The organism is Rhodobium orientis, from assembly GCF_003258835.1.
Lineage (GTDB): Bacteria > Pseudomonadota > Alphaproteobacteria > Rhizobiales > Rhodobiaceae > Rhodobium > Rhodobium orientis.
In genome coordinates this window covers 1-21,166 of record NZ_NPEV01000036.1, presented here as the reverse complement: position 1 = coordinate 21,166, position 21,166 = coordinate 1, and the positions used below count along the sequence as shown (strand labels likewise).

The window sequence follows — 21,166 nt, the reverse complement described above, 5'->3', positions numbered from 1 at the left end:
GGCGATCGATGGCAGCTCGTCAGGGAGAAATCTCTCTCGGGGGGCCGGCGCCCTTGCCGCCACGCGGTCCCGGCGGGTGCCGGGCGGCGACGAAGGTGCCGGCTGGTCTTGGGAGCGGTTTGCCCGTTCCTCCCCCCTTGAAATCTGTCGTTCAGGCCGAGGGTTCGGCCTTCGCGGTGCGCCAGGCCGGCTGGCGATCGGACGCGGTCAGCGTATCGCCGGCGGCCGCATCGGGCGCGGCGTTCGCGTCGGGCGCTTCGCCGAGATTTCCGTCCAGATACTCGTAGACCATCCTGGCGCCGGCCTTCGCCTTCTGCCCGACATGCTTGATGGCCGCGCCGCCGGTGGCGCAGGCCGCTTCATTGCGGTCGCAGAAATGCGAGAAGTCGTCGATCACCGAAGAGGCGGCGCCGATCGCCTGGAAGGTGCTGATCTGCGGCTGTTGGCCGGCATCGTCGGTTTCCACGTCGATCGGGAGAATCACCAGAAGTAAGGTGAGCCAGAAAGCGGTGCGGATCAAAAACATGGGGTCTGCCCTTTCCCTGTTTTGAAAACTCGTTCCGGCTTGTTTTTGTTCTGCCGGATACACTCGCACCCTAGCAATGACGTATAAAACTTGAATTGAATGCGCGGCCTACATTTGAGCGAAATACGAGATAAACTTGAGAAGTATTTGAGTAAAATTTTCGCATAGGTTTTTACGGTCTGTTTACCATGCGGAAAATCGCAGGAATCCGCGGTTCTTGCGCATCGGCGCGGTTCCGGCCTCGGAACGACCATGGTTTGGCGCACGTAAAAACCACCGTGAAACGGCCGGGCGCGGCGGAAAGCATCGATTAACCACGTCGCGCAAAACCCCCTCTCGCGGGTGCGATCCCGGCTTGATTTGCGCGTTTGAACGGGTGTGTCGGGCGTTCATTTCAACGTTCCTTAAGGCCCCGCTGGCAGCATCGGAATCGAATTCAAGAGGAGCGGCGCGCTTTTCCGTGCGTTGAGTACCGAGTTGTCGCACACCGACGTTTTTGCCTCTCTGTCCCGGTTTGCCGACGGCCTCGTTCATCCGAGCGTGGCTGAAGACCCGATCCATGCCGCGCGTCACAAGACGTTCATCTCCGCCAACCTGATCGGCGGCGTCGCGGCCTTGGCGCTTCTGCCGCTCTATATTGCGCTCTGGGGCAGGACCGACGTCTATGTCGTGGCCGCTTTCGCCTGGATCGCCGCCCAGGCGCCGGTCGCCCTTTATCTGTCGCGCACCGGACGCTTCGAAAGCGCCCACCTGCTCCTTGCCGTTGCCTTTTCGGCGCTGGTCGGCACCATCGCCGGCGTCACCGGCGGCGTCGGTTCCGTCTTTCTGTTCTGGCTGCTGCTGGTGCCGGGCGAGGCCGCACTGTCGGGATCGCGCAGGGTGGTCGCCGTTGCCGCGGCCATTGCAGCCGCGACCCTTGCCACCGTCATCGGGCTCGATGCCGCGTCCGTCCTGCCGGCGCCCCACGCAACCGGTATTTCCGACTGGGCGCTCAATGTCGTCGGCCTCGTCGGCGGCATCGGCTACGGCGCTCTGATCGCGCTGCGCGCCCAGTTCTACCAGCGCCACACCGAAAACATGGCCGTCCTGCGCGACAACCGCTATCGGCTGGTCGCCGAGAACATGAGCGACATTGTCAGCCTGCACACCCAGGACGGCGACGTCGTCTTCATCACGCCTGCGGTGCGCCGCGTGCTCGGCCTCGATACCAGGAGCGCGCTCGGCCGCGGCTTCTTCGACCATGTCCATGTCGCCGACCGGCCGGCCTTTCTGAAGGCGATCTCCGACGTCATCGCCCATCGCGGGGCCCAGTCGATCGAGTTCCGCGCCTCGCGCAAGGGCGCCGATGGCGGCGCGGCGGGCTATGTCTGGATGGAGATGCGCTGCCAGGCGCTTACCGAGCCCGATCCGATCACCGGCGCGGCCGAGATCCTTGCCGTGACCCGCGACATCAGCCGGCGCAAGCGCCAGGAAGACGAGCTCAAGCAGGCGCGCGAAGCGGCCGAGGCGGCAAGCCACGCCAAGACCCGGTTCCTTGCCAATATCAGCCACGAGCTGCGCACCCCGCTGAACGCGATTATCGGCTTTTCAGAGATCCTCTCGCAGCCGGAAGTGCGCGAGAACTTCGACGCCGACCAGCACGTCCAGTACGCCCAGCTCATCCACGATTCCGGCCACCACCTCCTGCAGGTCGTCAACGACATCCTCGACATGTCGAAGATCGAATCGGGCAATTTCGAAATCGTCGCCGAACCCTTCGACGTCGGCAGCCTGATCGAAAACTGCCGTCAGCTCATCGGGCCGGCCGCCACCGAAAAGCAGGTCAGCCTCAGCAGCGCGACGGGCGAAAACCTGCCGGAACTGGTTGCCGACCGCCGGGCCTGCAAGCAGATCCTGCTGAACCTCTTGTCCAACGCGGTCAAGTTCAGCGATCCGGGCGACGAGGTACGCATTGGCGCACGGCGCGAAGGCACCCGCATCGTGCTCTTCGTCCATGACGACGGCATCGGCATTGCGGAGGCGGACATCGTTAAGCTGGGCAATCCCTTCTTCCAGGCCGATTCCGGCTACGACCGGCGCCACGAGGGCACCGGCCTCGGCCTGTCGGTGGTCAAGGGTCTGATTTCGCTGCATGGCGGCAGCATCGACATCCGAAGCGTTCTCGGCGAGGGAACCAAGGTCGAGGTGCGCTTGCCGATCAACTGCGAGGCCGCGGCCGAGCCGCTGCCTGCCCGCAACATTGCAGCACCGCGCGCGGCGATTGCGCCTCCGCCGGTGGAAAAGCTCAGCGCCTGAACGGGGGAGAGACATGGCGCGACAGGAAGACACGATCGATCGACGTTTGCCGGGGAGCTGGCCGCTGAGGATGCTTGCCCGCGCCGCCAACGATCCGTTGACGGCCGGCGGCCTTGTCATCATCGCACTGACGGCCGGGACGATCGTCTCCAATGCGCTCCTGCTGCAGGAGGGGCGCCATCCGGCACCGCTGTTCTATACCCGCTCCGGCGCCGAGCCGGCAGCGGCCGAGACCGGCTCGATCCGGCTGGTGCCAACCGATGCCGTACGCCCGGCGCCGCGCCCTGAAGCGGCCGGCGAGACCATGCCGCCCGAGCGCTCCGACCTCGTTGCCGACATCCAGAAGGCGCTTGCCGAGCGCGGCCTTTACGACGGCCCGATCGACGGCCTTGCCGGCACGATGACCCACGGCGCGATCCGGGCCTTTGAGGAGAAGCGCGGCCTCAGCCCGACCGGCGAGCCGAGCCCGCGCGTCCTTGCCGCCCTGCAGCTTTCCGGCATGACGGCCAAGAAGGTGCAGGTCACGACCATCAAGGCCCCGCCCGTGCCGCGCGCCGCACCGGTGCCGGAGGCCGGCCGCACGCCGACCGCGACCCCGACGCCGCCGGCCGCGATCGGCGACGTCCGCATCGCCAAGGCGCAAAAGGCCCTCAACAATCTCGGCTATGGGCCGATCGACGTCGACGGCCTGATGGGCTCGGCGACGGCCGGCGCGATCCGCCGCTTCGAGCTTGACCGCGGCCTGCCGATCACCGGCACCATCGGCGACAAGCTGTTCCTGGAACTGATCGCCATCGGCGCTATCCCCGCCGGGTAATCGCGGCGTATTCTCCCGGCCATGAGAGTGACATCGTCCCTGTGGGTCGGCGCCTATGTGCGCCGCTGCTTTGCCGCCGGCGCCATGGCTGCCATCTGCCGCCGCGGCGCCGAGGCGGCCGGCGCCATCTACCTGAAGATCAACCGGCTTGACGGCTCCTTCGACCTCTACGGGCCGGCGCCGCAGGCCTCGTTCGATGAGGACAAGCCCCGCGACCGCCGTTTCGAGGCGCTGAGGACCGGCGTGGCGGAGCCGGAGGTCGACGGCCTCCTGGCGCGCGAATCGGACTTCGATCCGGATATCTGGGTCGTGGAGGTGGAAGACCGCGCGGGCCGGGCGTTTCTGGACGCGTGATAAGGACGCGTGGCGCTGCCGGGGCGGTCGCCGAATCTGCGAAATCCTGGACGGAAATCAGTCGTCGCCGTTGCCGGCCTTCAAGGGCGGGGTGCCGGGCTTCGGCATCTTGTCGGCGAGCCGCAGCAGGATGCGCGGCTGGCCGGGGCGGCGCTGGGCCGTCGGGGCCGACAGGGTCGCGACTCGCTTGGCCGGCCCGCCGCCGCGCCAGCGTGCGATCAGGAGGTTGGCGATCTCCGGCGTCAGCGTGCGATGGTAGAGCGTCAGCTCGGTAAACCTTTCCACCGACGTTCCGGTCGCCTCGACGGCGTGGAGATAGGTGTTGAAGGCCGGCTTTTCCGGAACGCCGATGGCGACCAGCGCCACGGCCAGCGCCTCGCCGTCGGCGTCGTCGAGGATGCGGGCGGCGAGGTCGCCGCGGATCTGCAGCCGCTCGGTGAGTTCGCCGATAAGCTCCCGCCGGTCTTTGGCGTAGGCGGCTGCCATAAACCGGGCACCGGCCTCGGCCGCCGCCTTGTCGGCGTCCGCCTTGTTGCCGTTCTGCGCCGACTGGCCGCCGGACTTCCGCTTTACCTGCTGGCCCATGGCCGCATTGGTGGCGGCCGTGATCGCCGCCTTGCGCTCGGCCTGGGTGAGGTCGAAGAAATGGTCGGCGAGATCTTCGAATGTCGTGAAGCGCAGGGGCGGCTGATCTTCGGCCTGGTGTTCCGTCACTGCGCCTTCGGTGCCAGAGTCCTCTTCCACAACCTCCTCCTCAGATGCCGCGGCCGGTGCATCGGTACGGTCGGAGTGCTTTTCCGCCGGCTCGGCCGCAATGAATTCCTCGGTCTCGCCGACAACAGCCGCTTGCGGCGCGACCGGGTCGAGAAGGTTACGGATCGCCTCCGGCAGGTCTTGGCGGTCCGCGAGAGCCGCGGCTGAGGCGCCGCCTTTTTCTGCGATTTCGGCAAGCTCCGCCTCGCCGAGCGCAGGGGAGTTGACGATGACCGCCCGGGCGATCTCCGGCTCGTCGAGCGCCAGCGCCCGCATCAGGTCGCGCGGCGCGTCCCGGCAGGGCGCCAGCCGCTCGGCCACGTAGCGCCGCGTCTCGGCCGGGCATTCGGCGAGCAGATGGATGCAGAGTTCGCCCAGTTGCCGGACCTCGCCCTCGCTGTGGGTGTCGAGCGCGGCGAACAGGTCGACGGCGATGCGCAGCAGCGCGGCGGCGCGTTCCGAATCCTTCGCGCTGACGAGCAGGTCGAAACCGTCGGGGGGAGGGGTCATGGCGCTGGGCTCATTTGGCTTGAAAATGTATCAAATCGCGGTGGCGCCGATGGTCGGTCAAAAGCGTTAGCAACCTGTTAACCTTGCCGGGTGATTAATGCCCCAAGCGCTTCGCGTCCCGTCCGCCGGGCCCGGAAAAGGCCGGCTCGGGCGAGAAACGCTGCATACGGACCGATCGTGGACATTTCGTTCGGGTCCCCCAACCGGTTCCCGGGCGAAACAACCGCCAAGGAGGTCGGAATGGGCACGATCCTGCAGTTTGTGGCATCGCCGCAGTACCGGCACCGGCCGCCGAGGACGGTTCCGGGCGAGAGCGGGAGCGTCTTGATCTTTCCGGGCGTGCGTATCGAACGCTGGGAGAAGAAAACATCGGCCCCCTGCCGCAAATGCGCGGCAAAGCCGAAGACGGACGCCGATCCCGCGACGTGGCGCTGAGCCGCGGCCGCCAGTTCCGAAAGTACGACAAGGAGTTCCCGGTGCCGCAGGTGTTGGCCCCGCGCGGCAGGACGTGTGCCGTTCTCGCCGTCGCGATCGTAGCGATCGCACTTGCCGGCTGCGCCCGGCCGAAAGGTGATTTCGGCCGGGCCGAACGCACGGTCGTACACGACCAGATGATGCCCGCCGTCGGCAAGGTGATGGCGCGCGGCCGCGAGGAACCGGTCTCCGATTTCAACTACACCGACGACGAGCGCGAATTCCGCGACCGCACCTGGTCCATCGTCCGCCCGATGCACGCCCGCGACTGGCTCGCGGCCAACAAGGCCGAACTGCAGCGCACCCGCATCGTCGGCGAGGTCGACCACACGCTCGATCCGGAAACCTATTACAAGCTCCTGCGCTCCGACCGCTACCGGTCGAGCGAGGCCCGCTACGAACGCGTGATCCTCGACATCCGGTCCGACCAGGACCTGCTCGATCCGTTCTACGCGCTGTTGCTGAAGGTCCAGGCCGCCGACGCCGAACGCATCCGCGTCGCCCGCGCCTCGATGTCGGCGACGCCGAAGGAGCGCCACGACGCCCGCGCGCGGGTTGCCGAGAACCGGCAGCTCCAGGAGTGGGCCTGCCGATCCCTGCGCTTCCGGCTGATTGCCTATCGCAACGCCATCGACCGGCTGGAGATCGAGACCCCGTCGAAGCGCCTGTTCGAGGCCAACACCGCCTGGCGCCGCCTTGCCAGCGCGGTCAATGCCTGCGCCACCGCCGGCACGGCCTCGGCCCAGCGCGTCGCCGCCAAGGAGCGTCCGTCGCGCTTTGCCACCGGCGGCTGGGGCACGATGTCGAAGCCGCAACAGAAATAGGGGCTGGGTAGCGCTTGCCTCCGTCGGATCACTGTTGCCAAAGCCTGCGATTTTCTTGACGACTGATCTGGATTGCTTCGCTGCGCTCGCAATGACGTTTCCTCAATATTCTCAACGTCATTGCGAGGAGGCCGACAGGCCGGCGCGGCAATCCAGGCGGCGTGGCACGGCGTTTCTGCCGTCCGTATTTCCCATCGACCGTACATTCGACCCCGGTAGACGAAGCACCCGTCAGAACGGCCGGATCTCGCAGCGCGCCGCATCGAGGCCGGCATGGATTTCCGGCGTCAGCGTCGTATCGCCGTTGAAGACGTGCAGCAGCGCGAAGCCCTGCATGTCGTCGGTCTCGATGATCAGGATGTCCTGAAGCTCTTCCGGCGGGTTCTCGCGGATGATCGCGAGCTGGTCCGGCGTCAGCACCAGCATGTCGAGATCCTTGGTCGCGACGGCCCGGTCGTTGATCGAAAAGATGTTTTCGCCGCGCCGGTTGTAGAGCGCCACCGACCAGTAGGTGTCGGGCAGGGTGGCGCGCATGCGCACGGCCCCCGCCTCCAGCGAATAGCGGCAGACCGCGTGCTCCATCATCGGATCGAGCATCGGGATATGCACAGCATCGTCGTCGGTATCGGCCCTGATCCGCAGGAACCGGTCGAGCGGCGCGATGTCGGCGATCCGGCTCCAGGTGTCCTGCGGCGCGAATGCCGGCACCTGCAGGACGCTGACGATGTGGATGATGCCGGCGAGCATGACGCCGCCGACGGCGAACAGCAGGGCGCGGATCATATGCAGGCCCCCCGTTCGATCGTCGGCATTTCCAGCTCGATCATTGTCGAGCCGCTGGTCACCGGCGTGTCGTAGAGCCTCAGCACCATGCGCAGCCGCTCGGTATCGCGGATCGGGAACCAGTTGCCGCTCTTGGCCGAGGTCGAGACGACGATCCGGAACGAGCCGTCGGCCTCGCGCAGGATATCCTTGCTGTGAAAGCCGACGCGGCCGCGCGGGTTGGCGGCCGAGCGCCAGCCGTCTTCCAGGATCGACAGCGTCCACAGCCGCGCCGGCGGCGTGTTGCCGGCGATCACGTAGTCGCATTTGCCGGTCAGAAGGTTGCCGGCGCTGTCCCGCTCGGCGATCAGCGCCAGGCCCTCGCCGCTGCCGAGCGCGACCTCGCCGGTGCGCGCGAAGGCTGCGGCGGAGTAGGGGTCTGCCTCGGGCGTTCCGGCATTGGGCGAGGCGATCCAGCCGCTGATGGCGACGGAATCCACCAGATGGCCGTTTTCCACGGCCAGATAGGCCGAGCCGAGGCCGAGGCCGACGCCAAGGACGATGGCGCCGAAGAGTTCGAGCACGAACCGCACCGGGCGGATCCGGAACGAAGGCAGGGACGGCATCTTCAGCTTCACGGCTGCCAACGCTCCGCGAAAAGGATCGGTAACGGCATGCCCATCGGCCCGCGTCTCATTGCGTCTGTCTCGTTGCCGCGGCGCCGTCCTCATGGCCGGCGACCACGGTCATGCCGGGTCCCGTCACCCGCATCGGCTTCAACACCGCCTGCCGGCTGTCGGCGCGGGTGATGTTTTCCCGCATCAGCCGCTCGATCTCGGCCAGCACCTCGCGCGACTTCTGCGGCAGGCTGAAATTGCGCAAGGTCCCTTCGCCGGACCCGTCGCCGCCACTGGCGACCAGCGCCGGATCCTGGCCCGGCTCGTCGGCGTTGTCGCCGAAGCCCGGCATCGCCTTCAGCTTCACATTGGCGTGGGCGACCTTCATGAAGGCGTTCCAGGTCATCGCCGGCAGGCTGCCGCCGGTCAGTCGCCGCGTCGAGGTGTAGTCGTCATTGCCGAACCAGACCGAGGCGACGTAGTTACCGGTGAAGCCGATGAACCAGGCATCGCGATAGGCCTGGGTGGTGCCGGTCTTGCCGCCGGCAAGGATGCCCTCCAGCCGGGCCCGCCGGCCAGTGCCGCGCTCCACGACCTGGGTCAGGATCTCGGCGAGTTCATGCACCTTGTCGGGCGGCATCACCTGTTCGCGCCGCGGCCCGTCGCGCTCGCGCTCCCAGACGACGTCGCCGCTGGAATTGAGGATCGTCTGGATCGCGTAAGGGGTGGCCTTGCGCCCGCCATTGGCGATCACCGCATAGGCCCCGGCCATGTCGATGGCGGTCACTTCGGAGGTGCCGATCGGCAACGAGGCGTCGTTGCGCAGTTCGGAGCGGATGCCCATGCGCTTGGCGGTCTCAATGATGTTCTTGCGGCCGATCTTCAGCGACAGGCGCACCGGAATAGTGTTGATCGAGCGCACCAGCGCGTTGGTCAGCGTCACCGGTCCGGAATAGGAGCGGCCGTAATTGCGCGGCGACCAGTGGCCGATGGTGATCGGCCCGTCGCGCACGACGCTCTTCGGCGAAAAGCCGTGCATGAAGGCTGTCATGTAGACGAACGGCTTGAACGAGGAGCCCGGCTGGCGCAGGGCGTCCGTCGCCCGGTTGAACTGGCTGGAATCGTAGTCGCGACCGCCGACGATGGCCCTCAGCGCCCCGTCCGGCTCAACCACCACCATCGCCGCCTGCTTGACGCCATAGGGCCGGCCGTACTGGCGCAGCGACGATTCCACCGCCTCGTCGGCCGTCTTCTGCAGGTCGACGTCCAGCGTCGATTTCACGGTCAGCACGTGATCCGGCCCCGGCGCGATGCGCTTGATCTCGTCGAACACGAAATCCAGGAAATAGTCCGGCAGTTCCTGCTTGGAGCGGTCGACGACGCTGGCCGGATTGCGGCGGGCGCCGATGACCTGGCCTTCCGTCATGAAGCCGGCCTCGACCATGTTGGACAGCACCTCGTTGGCGCGGGCGCGCGCCGCCGGCAGGTCGATATGCGGCGCATAGCGGGTCGGCGCCTTGAACAGGCCCGCCAGCATGGCCGCTTCCGGAAGGCTGATGTCCTTGACCGACTTGTTGAAATAGAATTTGGACGCGGCCCCGACGCCGAACGCGCCGCCGCCCATATAGGCGCGGTCGAGATAGAGCTTCAGGATATCGCGCTTGGTCAGGTTCGCCTCCAGCCACATGGCCAGGAACGCTTCCTTGATCTTGCGCTGCAGGGTCCGCTCGTTGGACAGGAACAGGTTCTTGGCGAGCTGCTGGGTGATCGACGAGCCGCCCTGGACGACGGTGCGCGCCCTGACGTTTTCCAGAAGTGCCCGGAAGGTGCCGATGACGTCGATGCCGAAATGGTCGAAGAACCGCCGGTCCTCGGTCGCCAGCGCCGCCTTTACCAGATAGTCGGGCAGCTCTTCCAGCGGCACCGAATCGTCGAGCAGCATGCCGCGCTTGCCGACCTCCTTGCCGTAGCGGTCGAGAATGGTGATCGAATAATCGGCGGTCGCCCGCCAGTCCTCGCGCGTCTCCTCGAACGCCGGCAGGGCGAAGGCGAGCATGACGACGGCGCCGGCCATGCCGAGCGTGAAGACCTCGGACAAAAGCTCGTTGGCGCCCCGGGCCGGACCGCGCAGGCGGAACCGGCGCATGAAGCGCGCGTAGCCGGAAAAGGTGCGCGACAGCCAGTCGCCGATCCGCCACACCGTCGTGTCGATGAAGGCGTCGGCGGCGAGCAACCGCGCAGAAAAGCGCTTGCGCGGACGTTTCGCGGGGTCGTTGTCTGGTTCGGACACGATGCTGTTCCGTTTTCGTGCGCCAATTCCTGAACCTGGCCGATGGCCGAACAGGGTCGACTGGACTATGTAACCGTCTTGTCGCCGCGAGCAAAGACCGTGCCGTGACGGTTTCGGAGCCGTGCCTCGGGTGAAAGAAAAAGCGATTGGAGCGTTAAGGTCAATGGCCGTATCCGATGTTTCTGCTGCCGAGATTCCGTTTTGGGAGGCAAAGGCGCTGGAGGAGATGAGCCGGGCCGAGTGGGAATCGCTGTGCGACGGCTGTGGCCGCTGCTGCCTCAACAAGCTGGAGGATTACGACACCGGCGAGATCGCCTGGACCGACGTCGCCTGCACCCTGCTCGACGACAAGACCTGCCGCTGCCGGGACTACGAGAATCGCACCAAGGTGATCCCCGACTGCGTGCCGCTCGATGCCGCGACCGTCCGGACCATCGCCTGGCTACCCCCGACCTGCGCCTATCGGCTCATTGCGGAGGACCGGGACCTCTACTGGTGGCACCCGCTTCTCTCCGGCGACCCGGATACCGTCAAGCTCGCCGGCATCTCCGTCGAAGGCAAGGTGATCTCGGAGGACGAAATCCCCGTCGAGGACTACGAAGACCGCGTCGTCACCTGGCCGGAAGAGGAGGGGTAGGGGACGCGTAGCGCCCAGCCGCTTGCCGCCGGCATTCCCCTGCCAGACGGCCAAAAACGCCGAAAATACCGGTTATTTCCCAGCGTCTTCGCCCGTCCTTGACGCCCGCATCGGAGCCCGGCTGAGGTCGTTGACGGCATCGACGGCCTTCTTCAGCAGCCGCAAAAACTCACCCGCCTCGTCCTCGCTCAATCCCCTCAGCATGACGGTCTGCGCCGCCTCCACCGCCGGCGCGATTTGCTTCAGCACCGCGTCCCCCTCCGCCGTGACGTGCAGTTCATGTGCCCGCCGGTCCTTGGCGCTCGCCCGGCGCTCCAAAAACCCCTTATACACCAGCCGGTCGACCACCCCGGTGATCGTCGTGCGGTCATAGGCGATCAGCCCGGCCAGCGTCTTCTGGTCGATGCCGGGCGCGGATTGGGCAGCGGCGAGCGCCGCGAACTGCACCGGCGTCAGGTCGGATCCGGCCGCCCCCACCTCGGCCTGGAACACGGCGACGGCCACCTGCTGGAACCGGCGCACCAGATGTCCCGGCATTTCATCGACGTCTCTCACCGTTTCTCTCCGATCTCGCGCATCAGCTTAGAATCGTTTTGACAAGCATACTGATAATCAGCATACTGAGTAAATATTTCGCCGCCGGATCGGTTTCGCGCCCGGCGGCCCGATCGACAAACCGACCGGGGATATCCCGGCGACAGCAAAAACCATCGGGCGGGGATAACCCCAAGGTCCGGGAAAGTTCTGGAGGAGACCACCATGCAATTCCATCTCAACGGGTTCAAAGCCGGCGATCCGACCGTTTCCGCGCCCGCCAAGGGCGCCCTTGAAGGCGATGACGTCGCCGCCGCCGCGACCGATGCCTCGCCGGCCGTTCCGGAAGAGGTCGACGTCCTCGTCGTCGGCTCCGGCCCCGCGGGTCTCGCGCTCGCCGCCCAGCTCTCCCGCTTCCCCGACATTAGGACCTCGCTCGTCGAACAGAAAGCCGCCCCGATGGAGCTCGGCCAGGCCGACGGCGTCGGCTGCCGCACCGTCGAGATGTTCCAGGCCTTCGGCTTTGCCGAAAAGATGCTGAAGGAGGCCTATTGGGTCAACGAGACCACCTTCTGGAAGCCGGACGGCGCGAGCGGCAACGCCATTTCCCGCAGCGACCGCATCCAGGACGTGGAGGACGGCCTGTCCGAATTCCCCCATGTGGTCCTCAACCAGGCCCGCATCCACGATTTCTATCTGGAGGTCATGAAGAACTCGGCGAACCGGATGGAGCCCTACTATTCGCGCCGCCTCGTGGATCTCACCGTCGACCCCGACGGCGGCGACTTCCCCGTCACCGTCCAGCTCGAGCGCCTCGACGGCGGCCATGAGGGGCGCATCGAGACCGTCCGCGCCCGCTACGTCGTCGGCTGCGACGGCGCCCGCTCGGCGGTTCGCAAGTCGCTCGGCCGCGAGCTGAAGGGCGATGCCGCCAACCAGGCCTGGGGCGTCATGGATGTGCTGGCCGTCACCGACTTCCCCGACATCCGCATGAAGTCGCTGGTCCAGTCGGCCGAAGAGGGCAGCATCCTGATCATCCCGCGCGAGGGCGGCTACCTGGTCCGCATCTATGTGGAGCTGGACGAACTGAACGAAAACGAGCGCGTCGCCAACCGCAACCTCACCGTCGACCACCTGATTGCCGCGGCAAACCGGATCCTCCGCCCCTATACCCTCGACGTGAAGGAAGTCGCGTGGTGGTCCGTCTACGAGATCGGCCACCGCACCACCGACAAGTTCGATGACGTAAAGGAGGGCGAGGACCGGCTGCCCCATGTTTTCATCGCGGGCGACGCCTGCCACACCCACAGCCCGAAGGCCGGCCAGGGCATGAACGTCTCCATGCAGGACACCTTCAACCTCGCCTGGAAGCTGGCGGCGGTGCTTCAGGGCCGCATGGCGCCAACAATCCTCCACACCTATTCGGCCGAGCGAAAGGCCATCGCCCAGGACCTCATCGACTTCGACAGCGCCTGGGCCCGCATGCTGAGCGCGCCGCTGAAGTCGCCGGAAAATCCGGACGGCGTCGACCCGGCCGAGATCCAGAAATATTTCCAGAAGGGCGGCCGCTACACCGCCGGCGTCGCAACAAAATACAAGCCCTCGGTACTGACCGGCGAGGCAACTCACCAGCATCTCGCCACCGGCTTCGATATCGGCATGCGCTTCCACTCCGCCCCGGTCATTCGCCTCGCCGACGCCAAGCCCATGCATCTCGGCCACGTCATCGAAGCCGACGGCCGCTGGCGCCTCTTCGCCTTCGCCGACGCCGGCGACCCGGCCGCCGACGGCTCAAAAATCCGCGCCCTCTGCGATTTCCTGCAAAAGAACCCTGCCTCCCCGGTCGTCAAATACACCCCAAAGGGCGCCGACATCGACGCCGCCATCGACGTCCGCGCCATCTTCCAAGAGGGGTTCAGGGAGCTGGCCGTCGACGCCATGCCGTCCTTCCTGAAGCCGACCAAGGGCCGCTACGGGCTGATCGACTACGAAAAGATGTTTTGTCCGGACCTGAAGAGCGGCACCGACATCTTCGACATGCGCGGCATCGACCGCACGGAAGGCGCCCTCGTCATCGTGCGACCGGACCAGTACGTGGCACATGTGCTGCCGCTGGATGGGGTTGAGGAACTGGCGGCGTTTTTTGATGGGGTTTTGTTGGGAAATTAAAGCGTTTTCCCAAAGTGGCGAGAGATTTCTGGGGCAAGAAATCGCATCAAAAATGAATCTAAATCATGTTGCGTGTTTCAGGAAAACGCAACATGATTTATAGCTTTGGCGCCCACATTCCAGTATTAAGCATAGGAAAAACAGAAATTTAAATAAGAAATAGAATATCACAGTCTTAATTAAGTCGAGCTGGGTTGCGAGCTTAAATACTATTACAGTCCGGACAAGAAACGAATTCATTTTGACGTACGATACGATTATATAGCGGGTCGCAAATCAATTTGGGGTGATAATGGGTGACGATCATGGATGATGGAATGTCCTGATGTAGGCAAAACGAAAAATTCTTTTCAGGAATCCAGCTGGGGCGATTTACCTTGATGCGGGTCCATTCCTGTAAGAGCGCTTCAAATAGATGTTTAACTACCTCAAAATTTATAAGGTTTAGTGGGAGATCTACAACAAAAATTGTTGGATAGCCTCGATTGCGTAGTGTTGAATGGGCGCGAGGGCCCAAAAGGCCAACTAACCACTCGCTTCCGTAAATTAAATAATGCCCAGCCGAACTAATCATAAATCGATCATCGAGAACGACAAATACATTTCCTTGATCTTGGTCTCTAAAAATATACTCGATTATTTCTTTTTCGATGGACGGCCGAAGGGATGTAAGTGTTTCGTCATCATAGACAAGGCGCCGCGCCTGTTCCTCCAGTGCGCGTGGATTATTCATCATGATACCATCTTCATGATACGTCCTTGGCGCAACTGGCCGGCATCCATGGAAGGTGCGTATCGTACTCGCGTGAACCGCCTCAGCGAAATCTTGGACGACGAATTCAATATCTTTATTCAACACAGATTGAGTAATGCCAAGCCATTCGGAGTCATCCCAGCAAATTTCTTGATATCCAAATCTTTGAAGATAACGGATGCCGCGCTCGTTTAGATGGGGGCGAATCCAACGAGAGAGCAACGGCACCCAGGTGTTGGGCCGTTTCCATTCAATAGTCTTACCATTCCATATTTTGCTCATGATTCTGTGCTCAGTAAAATTTGTGGAGTGCTCCGAATATTTTGGCTACGAATCGAAGTTGTTCATCAAAAAGCCAACGTGCGGTATCAAGTGAGTTGCGATCCCTAGATGTTCTCGTGCAATCGCGATGTGGGCGCTGGAAAGCAAGTTGCTATAATAGTCAAAATGTTGATGGCGAGCGCTCCTCAAAAGATTTATTCATTCGAACAGGAAAAAATTCCTTGACAGCGTGACGCTCCTTCGCTAGGGTTGTGCCATCGTCCGACAGTTTCGGCTGCGGCGGTTTTCCGGAAAATCCAGACAGGAACGCGGTGCCGGCCCTTGCCAGCGCGGCGCTCGCTTGCGCCATGCGCGGCATCGACGGCATACCGTGCGGTGAGGGGCAATGGACCCCGGGTCTGCGCTTCGCTCCGCCCGGGGTGACGGCGGAGGGCGTGGCGGGCCGGGGACGTCCAATCGCGAGCGGATTTGCGGTGCGGACGCTCGTGAGGGCGGTGTGGCGCTTGTTCTCGTGCGATGGAGCAGGTGAGGGGCTTCTAGGAATAAATGCGGGCGACCCGCTCCGTTGAGGCCCGGATGCCCTGCGGCGCTTGCGGCCCGTGCGCGCGCCGCGCGCCCTTCACTCTCCCGTCACCCCGGGCGGAGCGAAGCGGAGACCCGGGGCCCATTGCCCGCCTCGACACGGTATGCCGTCGCGGGTTGGTCGCGGCGGTCGCCAATGACGTGCGTGGCATCGACGGCATACCGGGCGGTGAGGGGCATTGGCCCCCGGCCCACGAACCACTATGCGGCTGGGGTGACGGCTGAGTGTTGTGCCGGCGGGAGCGGCGCAATCGAGAAATGGTTCGAGGATCATGCGCTCTGCTCGCCACTCACTCTGCATCATCACCGGGCGTGACCCGGTGATCCATGAGGCGGCGCGGCCCTGTTGTGCGGTTCGGCCCCCGACCTGGGGTCCGCGTCGCGGGACCCGCTGACAGAGGAGGGCTTTGAGGCGCGGCATGGATTGCCGTGTCAAGCACGGCAATGACGCGGAGAGAGAGGCGGCGCGGAGTGGGCGCATTTTAGAGGCCAGCCGCCGGCAGTCGAGCTCGCCGGAACCCAGCATGGATTGCCGCGTCGGCCTGCCCAGGCTCGCGTCACGCGCCGCTCCCCGTCCTTTGGACCCTCGCAATGACGTTGAAAGTCCTCAGGAATCTCCGCCGTCATTGCGAGCGGAGCGAAGCAATCCAGAAAGCCGCGCCTCGGCAGACTGCGGCCCCTCCGGCCAGACGACAGACAAAACCAAAAAGGGCGGGTCGCGGAAACGCGGCCCTTTTTTGATGACCGACACGCCCGAGAAAGACCCGCCCGGCTCCCCGCAAGGCGCCGACCCGCCCGACACCGACGCCCTGCGTCACCAGGCGCGAAAGCTCTACGAGGCGGGCACCCTCTCCATCGCGGAGACCTGCGGCACCTTAAAAATCTCCCGCAGCCGGCTCTACCGCTGGGTCAAGGCCGGCAACTGGAAGCGGCGCTATGACGAGCCGCGGCGGGCGGGAGCGAAGGTGGAGGCGGGCGACCAGGAGCGCCGCATCGCCGCCCTTTACCGCGCCTATGAGCGCGAGGTGGAGGAGATCGAGCGCCGCTTCGCCGAACCGTCCACGACCCGCACAACCGGCAAGGCCGACGACGCCTCGGCCCGGAAAATTGCCGCCCTGGTCCAGACCCTTGCCAAGCTGAACGAGCTCGATGCCGCCACAAAATCCGCCTCCGGCTCCGACGACGCCTCCGGCGACATCGAGGGCCTTCGCAAGGAGCTTGCGCGCCGATTGGCTCGCATGCGCAGGGCGGGGACGGAGTGACGCCCGCGCCGCCGAGCTGCTGGCCGGGCTCGCCCCGGTGCTTTTGGAGCTCTTCAACCACGACTGGGATTTCTGGGCCCGCGACGACCAGCTCGCCCCCGAAGGCGACTGGTTGACCTGGCTGATCCTCGGCGGCAGGGGCTCCGGCAAGACGCGGGCCGGCTCCGAATGGGTTCGGACCCTGGCGCTCGGCACGCCCGAAAAGCCGGGGCCGCAGGCGGGCCGGATCGCCCTTGTCGGCGACACATTTGCAGACGTTCGCGAGGTCATGATCGAGGGCGATTCCGGGCTCTTGGCGGTGCATGGCAATGCCGAGCGGCCCGAATGGTTCCCCTCGCGGCGCCGGCTGGAATGGCCGAACGGGGTCATCGCCCACGCCTTTTCCTCCGACGATCCGGAGGCGCTGCGCGGACCGCAATTCGATGCGGCCTGGTCCGACGAACTCGCCAAGTGGCGCTATGCCGAAAGGGCCTGGGACATGCTGCAATTCGCGCTGCGGCTCGGCGAGCGGCCGCGCCAGGTGGTAACGACGACGCCGCGGCCGATCCCGCTGGTCAAGCAGCTTTTGGCCTCGCCCGGAACCGTTGTCTCCCGGGCGGCAACGCGGGAAAACCTTGCCAATCTGGCGCCGGGATTTCTGGAGCGCGTCGTCGGCCGCTACAAGGGCTCGCGCCTCGGCCGCCAGGAGCTCGACGGCGAGCTGATCGAGGATCGGCCGGACGCCCTCTGGCGCCGGGAGATGTTCGATGCGGGCCGGGTCGAGCGCCCGCCGGATCTCGGCCGCATCGTCGTCGCCATCGACCCGCCGGCCTCCTCCGGCGCTCGCGCCGACGCCTGCGGCATCGTCGTTGCCGGGCGGGCCGCGGATGGCGCCGCCTACGTGCTGCAGGACGCCAGCGAGCAGGGCCTGAGGCCGGCGCAATGGGCCTCGCGGGCGATCGAGCTGTTCCACCGCTTTGCCGCCGACAGCCTCGTTGCCGAGGTCAACCAGGGCGGCGAGATGGTGACCCAGGTGCTGCGCGAGGTCGATGCGACGATCCCGGTGCTGGCGGTCCGCGCCACGAGGGGCAAGTGGATCCGCGCCGAACCGGTCGCCGCGCTCTACGAGCAGGGCAGGGTGCGCCATGTCGGCGCGCTGCCGAAGCTTGAGGACGAGATGTGCGACTTCGGCGTGGAGGGGAGGGCGAAAGGCCGCTCGCCCGACCGGGTCGATGCCCTCGTCTGGGCGTTGACGGCCTTGATGCTCGATACGTCCGGCGCCCCGCGCCTCCGGTCCTTCTGACTTTCGAATAATCCGATAAAGGGACTCTCCCGATGGCCCTCTTTTCCCGCCTGCGCCCGAAAAACAAGGGCGCGGACGCTGCCGCCGTATCTCCTCAGGTGCGTGAGGCGAAGGCCTCCCGCACCGGCCCGCTGATCGCACTGTCGAGCGCCGGCCGCCCGGTCTGGACGCCCCGTGACTACGCCGCCCTTGCCCGCGAGGGCTTCTCGCGCAACGCCGTCGTCTACCGGTCGGTCCGCATGATCGCCGAGGCCGCCGGCTCGGTCTCCTGGCTCTTGCATGACGGCGCCCGCGAGTTCGACGCCCATCCGCTCCTCGACCTCTTGACCCGCCCCAACCCCCGCCAGTCCGGCAACGCCTTCCTGGAAGAGGTCATCGGCGCGCTGATGATCGCCGGCAACGCCTATGTGGAGGCCGTCGGCCTCGACGGCGACGTCCGCGAGCTGCATGCGTTGCGGCCCGACCGCATGAAGGTCGTGCCGGGAACCGACGGCTGGCCATCAGCCTATGAGTACACCGTCGCGGGCCGCACCGTGCGCTTCGACCAGGTGGGGTCGACGCCGCCGATCCTGCACCTTAGCCTGCACAATCCGACGAACGATCACTACGGCTTTCCGCCGATCGAGGCGGCCCAGGTCGCCATCGACATCCACAACGCGGCCGGAAGCTGGGCGAAGGCGCTGCTGGACAATTCAGCCCGTCCCTCCGGCGCGCTCGTCTACCAGGCCCGCGAGGGCGGCAACCTGACGGAAGAGCAATTCGAGCGCCTGAAGAAGGAGTTGGAGGAGGGCTTTGCCGGGGCGGGCAACGCCGGAAAGCCGCTGCTCCTGGAAGGCGGGCTCGACTGGAAGCAGATGGGCCTTTCCCCCCAGGACATGGACTTCATCGAGGCCAAGAACCTCGCAGCCCGCGAGATCGCGCTCGCCTTCGGCGTGCCGCCCATGCTGCTCGGAATTCCCGGCGACAACACCTACGCCAACTACCGCGAGGCGAGCCGCGCCTTCTGGCGCCAGACCGTGCTGCCGCTGGTGCGCCGCACCGCGTCCTCCCTCAGCGCCTGGCTCGCCCCGACCTTCGGCGAGCGGCTGAAGCTCTCGGCCGATCTCGACGCCATCGAGGCCCTGTCGGGCGAGCGCGAGGCATTGTGGCGGCGGGTCTCGGCCGCCGATTTCCTCACCGACGACGAAAAGCGCGAGGCCCTCGGCTATGGCGCCCGCAAGGCGGACTAAACGAATTTCCGACCTTTCGTAGAACGGATAGAAAAATGACGAGCGCGGATCCTTTCGGGCGCGAGGTAAAGTTCGCCCGCGCCGACCTGACCTCGGTGGAAGCCGACGGCAGCTTTTCCGGCTATGCCAGCCTCTTCGGCCTCATCGACCTCAACCGCGACCTCGTCGAGCCGGGCGCCTTTGCCGCGAGCCTTCGGGCGCGCGGGGCCGCCGGCATCAAGATGCTCTACCAGCACGACCCGGCCGAGCCGATCGGCGTGTGGACCGAGGTCGCCGAGGACGGCACGGGCCTTTTCGTGCGCGGCCAGCTCATGACGTCCGTCGCCCGCGGCGCGGAAGTGCTGGAGCTGATGCGCGCCGGCGCCCTCGATGGCCTCTCCATCGGCTTTCGCACGGTCAAGGGCCGCAGCGAGGCGCGCACCGGCATCCGCCGGCTGATCGAAATCGACCTTTGGGAGATCTCCGTCGTCACCTTCCCGATGCTGCCCGGCGCCCGCGTCGCATCGGTGAAGACGGCGACCGGAACCCACCCCACACGACGCGAACTGGAACGCTGGCTCACGCAGGACGCTGGGCTGACGCGAAAGGCCGCCCGCGCCCTCCTTTCCGGGGGCTACCGGGCGCTCACCGGCACGCCGGACGCTGCCGACACCGCCGAAGACCGGCTCCGGAGCGCGCTGCTCCGGGCGACCAGACATCTGAAATCCGCGAGGTAAACGACAAATGCCGACCCCCACCGTTCCGGCGACGGCGCGCCCGTCCGCCCCCACTTCCGCCCTCGAAATGGCCGAGGCCTTCGAGGACTTCATGACCGCCTTCGAGGCCTTCAAGGAGACCAACGACCGCCGCCTTGCCGATCTGGAGCGCCAGCGCGGCTCGGACCCGCTGACCGAGGAAAAGCTCGACCGGCTGAACCGCTCGCTCGACGACCAGAAGCGGCTGATCGACGGCTATCTGATCAAGTCCCAGCGCCCGCGCCTCGGCTTTGAGCGCGGCCGCACCAGCGTCGCCGGCCTGGAGCACAAGGCCGCGTTCGACGCCTATGTGCGCTCCGGCCGCGACGACGGCCTGCACCGGCTGGAGGAAAAGGCGCTCTCCGTCGGCTCCGACCCGGACGGCGGCTATCTGGTGCCCGACGAGACGGAAACGGAGATCATGCGCCGCCTTGCCGAGGTCTCGCCGATCCGCGCCATCGCCGATGTGCGCCAGGTCTCGTCCTCCGTCTACAAGAAGCCGTTTTCGATCTCCGGTCCGGCCGTCGGCTGGGTCGGCGAGACGACGGATCGCACGCCGACCGCGGCGCCGACGCTGGACGAGCTCAGCTTTCCCACCATGGAGCTCTACGCCATGCCGGCGGCGACCGCGACGCTCCTCGACGACACCGCCGTCAACATCGACGAGTGGCTGGCGGCCGAGGTCGAGACGGCCTTCGCCGAGCAGGAAGGCAGCGCCTTCGTCGCCGGCGACGGCAACGCCAAGCCGCGCGGCTTCCTCGACTACGACACCATCGCCGAATCCAGTTGGGCCTGGAAGAAGCTCGGCTACGTGGCGACCGGCATCGACGGCGCCTTCCCGGCCGACACCCCGTCGGACATCCTTATCGATCTCGTCTACACGCTGAAGGCGGGCTACCGCCAGAACGCGCGCTGGGTCATGAACCGCAGCACGCAAGGCGAGCTGCGCAAGCTGAAGGACGCCGACGACAACTACATCTGGCAGCCGCCTGCGACGGCCGATGCCCAGGCGATGCTGATGAATTTCCCGGTCGTCGAAGCCGAAGACATGCCGGACATCGACAGCGATACGATGGCCATCGCCTTCGGCGACTTCCGCCGCGGCTACCTGATCGTCGACCGCCTCGGCGTCCGCGTCCTCCGCGATCCCTATTCGGCCAAGCCCTACGTGCTCTTCTACACCACCAAGCGCGTCGGCGGCGGGGTGCAGGACTTCGACGCCATCAAGCTCTTGAAGTTCGGAGAGAGTTAAGGGGAGCGCTCACGGCCGAGCGCTCGCTTTCGCTCGCTGGCCTCCGCGGGGGCGGCGCACGAGCGCCGGCGGCCGTTCGGCCTTGCGAAGCCTTCGGCTTCGATTGGAGCTCCTTCTCCACGGCAAACTCAGCCGTCACCCCGGGTCGAGTGTATGTCCCGGGGAGATGGCTTACAGCGTTCGGGGAGATGGTTGACACTTTTGGCATGGATAGGCGGAGGAGGCCG

Annotated in this window: 20 protein-coding genes; 12 read left to right on the top strand and 8 right to left on the bottom strand. The window is 65.8% G+C overall.

Features of this window, described 5'->3' with window-relative positions; all coding sequences use genetic code 11:
* Positions 1 to 151: 151 nt before the first annotated feature.
* The gene (locus tag CH339_RS15605) at positions 152 to 589 is read right to left on the bottom strand and encodes a DUF5330 domain-containing protein (protein ID WP_146610204.1); all 438 of its coding nucleotides are present in this window, start codon (positions 587 to 589) and stop codon (positions 152 to 154) included.
* Between the two features lie 477 nt (positions 590 to 1,066).
* Here CH339_RS15605 and CH339_RS15600 point away from each other — a divergent pair, with 477 nt between their 5' ends.
* The 3 genes from CH339_RS15600 to CH339_RS15590 are packed head-to-tail and all read left to right on the top strand — an operon-like array spanning position 1,067 to position 3,992.
* The gene (locus tag CH339_RS15600) at positions 1,067 to 2,821 is read left to right on the top strand and encodes a sensor histidine kinase (RefSeq protein ID WP_146610203.1); all 1,755 of its coding nucleotides are present in this window, start codon (positions 1,067 to 1,069) and stop codon (positions 2,819 to 2,821) included.
* 13 nt (positions 2,822 to 2,834) lie between these two features.
* The gene (locus tag CH339_RS15595; RefSeq protein WP_170138543.1) at positions 2,835 to 3,638 is read left to right on the top strand and encodes a peptidoglycan-binding domain-containing protein; all 804 of its coding nucleotides are present in this window, start codon (positions 2,835 to 2,837) and stop codon (positions 3,636 to 3,638) included.
* 21 nt (positions 3,639 to 3,659) lie between these two features.
* The gene (locus CH339_RS15590; RefSeq protein ID WP_111435293.1) at positions 3,660 to 3,992 is read left to right on the top strand and encodes a DUF1491 family protein; all 333 of its coding nucleotides are present in this window, start codon (positions 3,660 to 3,662) and stop codon (positions 3,990 to 3,992) included.
* A 57-nt stretch (positions 3,993 to 4,049) separates the two neighbouring features.
* On the opposite strand, the gene CH339_RS15585 is transcribed toward CH339_RS15590, so the two are convergent.
* Positions 4,050 to 5,255, bottom strand: a complete 1,206-nt coding sequence (locus CH339_RS15585; RefSeq protein ID WP_111435292.1) for a hypothetical protein — start codon at positions 5,253 to 5,255, stop codon at positions 4,050 to 4,052.
* 240 nt (positions 5,256 to 5,495) lie between these two features.
* On the opposite strand from CH339_RS15585, the gene CH339_RS24395 reads away from it, so the two are divergent.
* Both CH339_RS24395 and CH339_RS15580 read left to right on the top strand, forming a co-directional pair.
* Entirely contained in the window at positions 5,496 to 5,690 is a 195-nt protein-coding gene (locus CH339_RS24395; protein ID WP_146610202.1) for a hypothetical protein, read from the top strand.
* Positions 5,681 to 6,553 carry a hypothetical protein gene (locus CH339_RS15580; protein WP_146610201.1) on the top strand — a complete coding sequence of 291 codons (873 nt, stop codon included), beginning with the start codon at positions 5,681 to 5,683 and terminating at the stop codon, positions 6,551 to 6,553. The genes CH339_RS24395 and CH339_RS15580 overlap by 10 nt, the downstream gene beginning before the upstream one ends.
* Before the next feature lie 231 nt (positions 6,554 to 6,784).
* Here the strand turns inward: CH339_RS15580 and CH339_RS15575 are convergent, their stop codons facing one another.
* The 3 genes from CH339_RS15575 to CH339_RS15565 are packed head-to-tail and all read right to left on the bottom strand — an operon-like array spanning position 6,785 to position 10,225.
* Entirely contained in the window at positions 6,785 to 7,336 is a 552-nt protein-coding gene (locus CH339_RS15575) for a DUF1254 domain-containing protein (RefSeq protein WP_111435290.1), read from the bottom strand.
* Positions 7,333 to 7,953: a DUF1214 domain-containing protein gene (locus CH339_RS15570; RefSeq protein ID WP_170138542.1), complete on the bottom strand. Its 621-nt coding sequence runs from the start codon at positions 7,951 to 7,953 to the stop codon at positions 7,333 to 7,335. Before CH339_RS15570 ends, CH339_RS15575 begins: the two co-directional genes overlap by 4 nt.
* Positions 7,954 to 8,008: 55 nt before the next feature.
* On the bottom strand, positions 8,009 to 10,225 hold the full coding sequence (locus tag CH339_RS15565) for a transglycosylase domain-containing protein (RefSeq protein WP_420825913.1): 2,217 nt from the start codon (positions 10,223 to 10,225) through the stop codon (positions 8,009 to 8,011).
* A gap of 160 nt (positions 10,226 to 10,385) precedes the next feature.
* On the opposite strand from CH339_RS15565, the gene CH339_RS15560 reads away from it, so the two are divergent.
* Complete coding sequence (locus CH339_RS15560) at positions 10,386 to 10,859, top strand: YcgN family cysteine cluster protein (RefSeq protein ID WP_111435330.1); 474 nt, start codon at positions 10,386 to 10,388, stop codon at positions 10,857 to 10,859.
* A gap of 72 nt (positions 10,860 to 10,931) precedes the next feature.
* On the opposite strand, the gene CH339_RS15555 is transcribed toward CH339_RS15560, so the two are convergent.
* Positions 10,932 to 11,414: a MarR family winged helix-turn-helix transcriptional regulator gene (locus CH339_RS15555; RefSeq protein ID WP_111435288.1), complete on the bottom strand. Its 483-nt coding sequence runs from the start codon at positions 11,412 to 11,414 to the stop codon at positions 10,932 to 10,934.
* Between the two features lie 204 nt (positions 11,415 to 11,618).
* Between CH339_RS15555 and CH339_RS15550 the strand changes: the two genes are divergently transcribed.
* On the top strand, positions 11,619 to 13,562 hold the full coding sequence (locus CH339_RS15550; protein ID WP_111435287.1) for an FAD-binding monooxygenase: 1,944 nt from the start codon (positions 11,619 to 11,621) through the stop codon (positions 13,560 to 13,562).
* A gap of 202 nt (positions 13,563 to 13,764) precedes the next feature.
* Here the strand turns inward: CH339_RS15550 and CH339_RS24390 are convergent, their stop codons facing one another.
* Positions 13,765 to 14,598 carry a hypothetical protein gene (locus CH339_RS24390; RefSeq protein ID WP_146610200.1) on the bottom strand — a complete coding sequence of 278 codons (834 nt, stop codon included), beginning with the start codon at positions 14,596 to 14,598 and terminating at the stop codon, positions 13,765 to 13,767.
* A 160-nt stretch (positions 14,599 to 14,758) separates the two neighbouring features.
* Positions 14,759 to 14,956: a hypothetical protein gene (locus CH339_RS24385; protein ID WP_146610199.1), complete on the bottom strand. Its 198-nt coding sequence runs from the start codon at positions 14,954 to 14,956 to the stop codon at positions 14,759 to 14,761.
* 964 nt (positions 14,957 to 15,920) lie between these two features.
* Here CH339_RS24385 and CH339_RS15540 point away from each other — a divergent pair.
* The 5 genes from CH339_RS15540 to CH339_RS15520 are packed head-to-tail and all read left to right on the top strand — an operon-like array spanning position 15,921 to position 20,939.
* Positions 15,921 to 16,442 carry a hypothetical protein gene (locus tag CH339_RS15540; RefSeq protein WP_111435285.1) on the top strand — a complete coding sequence of 174 codons (522 nt, stop codon included), beginning with the start codon at positions 15,921 to 15,923 and terminating at the stop codon, positions 16,440 to 16,442.
* A 37-nt stretch (positions 16,443 to 16,479) separates the two neighbouring features.
* A complete protein-coding gene (locus tag CH339_RS15535) occupies positions 16,480 to 17,724 on the top strand; it encodes a DNA-packaging protein (protein ID WP_420825912.1) in 1,245 nt (414 codons plus the stop codon).
* Between the two features lie 32 nt (positions 17,725 to 17,756).
* Positions 17,757 to 18,953, top strand: coding sequence for a phage portal protein (locus tag CH339_RS15530; protein WP_111435283.1), 1,197 nt, complete (start codon positions 17,757 to 17,759; stop codon positions 18,951 to 18,953).
* 35 nt (positions 18,954 to 18,988) lie between these two features.
* A complete protein-coding gene (locus CH339_RS15525; protein ID WP_111435282.1) occupies positions 18,989 to 19,669 on the top strand; it encodes an HK97 family phage prohead protease in 681 nt (226 codons plus the stop codon).
* Between the two features lie 7 nt (positions 19,670 to 19,676).
* On the top strand, positions 19,677 to 20,939 hold the full coding sequence (locus CH339_RS15520; protein WP_111435281.1) for a phage major capsid protein: 1,263 nt from the start codon (positions 19,677 to 19,679) through the stop codon (positions 20,937 to 20,939).
* Positions 20,940 to 21,166 lie beyond the last annotated feature (227 nt).